The organism is Micromonospora lacuserhaii (assembly GCF_036902735.1).
Lineage (GTDB): Bacteria > Actinomycetota > Actinomycetes > Mycobacteriales > Micromonosporaceae > Micromonospora.
In genome coordinates this window covers 1-3,093 of the sequence record NZ_JBAKHO010000117.1, presented here as the reverse complement: position 1 = coordinate 3,093, position 3,093 = coordinate 1, and the positions used below count along the sequence as shown (strand labels likewise).

Annotated in this window: 1 protein-coding gene; it reads left to right on the top strand. The window is 74.6% G+C overall.

What is annotated here, in order from left to right; genetic code table 11:
* Positions 1-3,093: type I polyketide synthase (locus V6U81_RS28970; RefSeq protein ID WP_334494218.1), on the top strand; the 3,093-nt coding region annotated here is incomplete at both ends.

Sequence of the window (3,093 nt, the reverse complement as noted above, 5' to 3'; positions counted from 1 at the left end):
GGCCAACGCGCAGCTCTCCGCCGAGCAGGTGGACGCGGTGGAGGCGCACGGCACCGGCACCACCCTCGGCGACCCGATCGAGGCGCAGGCGCTGATCGCCACGTACGGGCAGGACCGGCCGGCCGACCAGCCGCTCTGGCTCGGCTCGATCAAGTCGAACATGGGCCACACCCAGGCCGCCGCCGGCGTCGCGGGCGTGATCAAGATGGTCGAGGCGATGCGGCACGGCACCCTGCCCCGGACGCTGCACGTCGACGAGCCGTCGCCGCAGGTCGACTGGACGGCCGGCGCGGTCGAACTGCTCACCGAGGCCCAGCCGTGGCCGCAGACCGGCCGGCCCCGACGCGCCGCCGTGTCGTCCTTCGGCATCAGCGGCACCAACGCCCACGTCATCCTGGAACAGCCCCCCGTCGCGGACGTGCCGCCCATCCCGGCGGCGCCCGTGGTGCCGTGGCTGCTCTCGGCGCGGACGCCGGACGCGGTGATCGACCAGGCCGGCCGGCTGCTCCGCACCGTGCGGGAACACGAGGACTGGTCGGCGGCGGACGTCGGCGCGACGCTGGCCGGTCGCAGCGCCTTCGAGTACCGGGCGGTGGTGGTGGGCGCGGACCGGGAAGAACTGCTGCGCCGGCTGGGCGAGGGCGTACTGCCCGTCACCCCCGTCGCGGGTGCGACCGCGTTGCTCTTCACCGGTCAGGGCGCGCAGCGCCTCGGGATGGGTCGTGCGTTGTACGAGGCGTATCCGGTGTTCGCGGCGGCGTTCGACGCGGCGCTGGCGGGTTTCGAGCCGGAGTTGCGGGATGTGCTGTGGGGTGATGACGTCTCGGCGTTGAGCGCGACGGGGAATGCGCAGCCGGCGTTGTTCGCGTTCGAGGTGGCGTTGTTCCGGCTGCTCGAGTCGTGGGGGATCCGGCCGGACTTCGTGGCGGGTCATTCGATCGGTGAGCTGGCCGCCGCGCACGTGGCGGGGGTGTTCTCCCTGGACGACGCGTGCAAGCTGGTGGCCGCGCGCGGCAGTCTGATGCAGGCGTTGCCGGCCGGTGGCGTGATGGTCGCCGTGCAGGCGACTGAGGACGAGGTGCGTCCGCTGCTGGTCGACGGTGTGGACATCGCCGCGGTGAACGGTCCGACGTCGGTGGTGGTCTCCGGTGTGGAGGCGGCCGTCGAGGCGGTCGTCGCGGGGTTGGGTGAGCGGAAGACGACCCGGCTGCGGGTGTCGCACGCGTTCCACTCGCCGCTGATGGAACCGATGCTGGCGGGCTTCCGTTCGGTCGCGGAGTCTCTGGCCTACGCCGCGCCGACCGTCCCGGTGGTGTCCACGTTGACCGGTCGGCTAGCGGAGGCGGGCGAGTTGACCGATCCGGAGTACTGGGTGCGGCACGTCCGGCACGCCGTCCGGTTCGCCGACGCGCTCACCACCCTCGAAGCCGCCGGAGTCGCCCGGTTCGTCGAGGTCGGACCCGACGCGGTGCTGAGCGGACTCGGCGAGGCGAGTGTCACCGGGCCGCAGACGGTCACCGTCGCCACCCAGCGCCGCGACCGCGACGAGGTGACCACCCTGGCCGCCGCCGTGGGCCGGCTCTGGACCGCCGGCGCGCCCGTCGATCCGACCGCCTGGTGCCCCGGCGGACGGCGGATCGACCTGCCCACCTACCCGTTCCAGCGCGAGCGGTACTGGATCCACTCGGCGGCAACGGGGACCGACGCCGCCGCCCTCGGCCTGGGAGCCAGCGAGCATCCGCTGCTGACCGCGGTGGTGCCGCTGCCGGACTCCGACGGGGTGCTGCTCACCGGCCGGCTGTCGCTGAACGCGCAGCCGTGGCTGGCCGACCACGCCGTGCACGGCACGATCCTGCTGCCCGGGACCGGGCTGGTCGAACTCGCCCTGCGGGCCGGTGAAGAGGTCGGCTGCGACAGCGTCGAGGAGCTCATCCTCCAGGCGCCGCTGATCCTGCCCGAGGAGGGCGGCGTCGCCGTCCAGGTCGTCGTCGGCGCGGCCGACGACACGGGTGCCCGGCCGGTGAGCATCCGATCCCATGGCGAGCACGACCCGGGGGCGCCTTGGACCACGCACGCCGAGGGCACCCTCACCGACGACACCCCCGTCCCCGACGTGACCCCGCTGGCGGTCTGGCCACCGGCGGGCGCGGAGGCGGTGCCGATGGTGGGCGCGTACGAGATGTTGGCGGGTCTGGGGTACGGCTACGGGCCGGTGTTCCAGGGGTTGCGGGGGGTGTGGCGGCGCGGCGACGAGACGTTCGTCGAGGTGGCGTTGGGTGATGCCGTCGTGGTCGACGATTTCGGGGTCCATCCGGCGCTGCTGGACGCGGCGATGCACGGGTTGGTCGTGGCGGCCGAGGGCGGTCGTGGGGATCGGGCGGTGCTGCCGTTCTCCTGGTCGGGTGTGTCGCTGGCGGCGGCGGGCGCGTCGGTGCTGCGGGTGCGCTTCGCGCCGGCCGGTGCGGACGCCGTCTCCGTGCTGGCAGCGGATCCGGCGGGCCGGCCGGTGCTGTCGGTGGGCTCGCTGGTGTCCCGTCCCGTCGCCGAGGAGCAGCTCGCCGCCCCCGCCTCCCGGGACCCGCTGTACCGGATCGACTGGACCGCCGGCACCGTCCGGGCCGACGACCGGCCCGCCGCCGACGACGTGGTGGTGCTCGACGTGGAGTCGGGCACGGACGCGGCGGCGGTGCACCGGGTGACCGGGGACGTCCTGCTGGCCCTCCAGTCGTGGCTCGCCGGTGAGCAGGACGGACGGTTGCTGGTGGTCACCCGGGGCGCGGTGGCGTTGCCGGGTGAGGACGTGACCGACCTGGCCGGCGCCGCGGTCTGGGGCCTGGTCCGCTCGGCCCAGGCCGAACACCCCGGGCGCATCGTCCTCGCCGACGTCGACACCGCCGCGCCGGACCCCGCCGCCCTGCTCGCCGCCGACGAGCCGCAGGTGCTCGTCCGCGCCGGCACCACGTACGTCGCCCGGCTGGTCCGGGTACCCGACACCGGGGGGTCCGAGGTGCCCCGGATCGGCCCGGAGGCCACCGTCCTGGTGACGGGTGCGGGTGGGATGTTGGGCCGCCTGGTGTCGCGGCATCTGGTGCA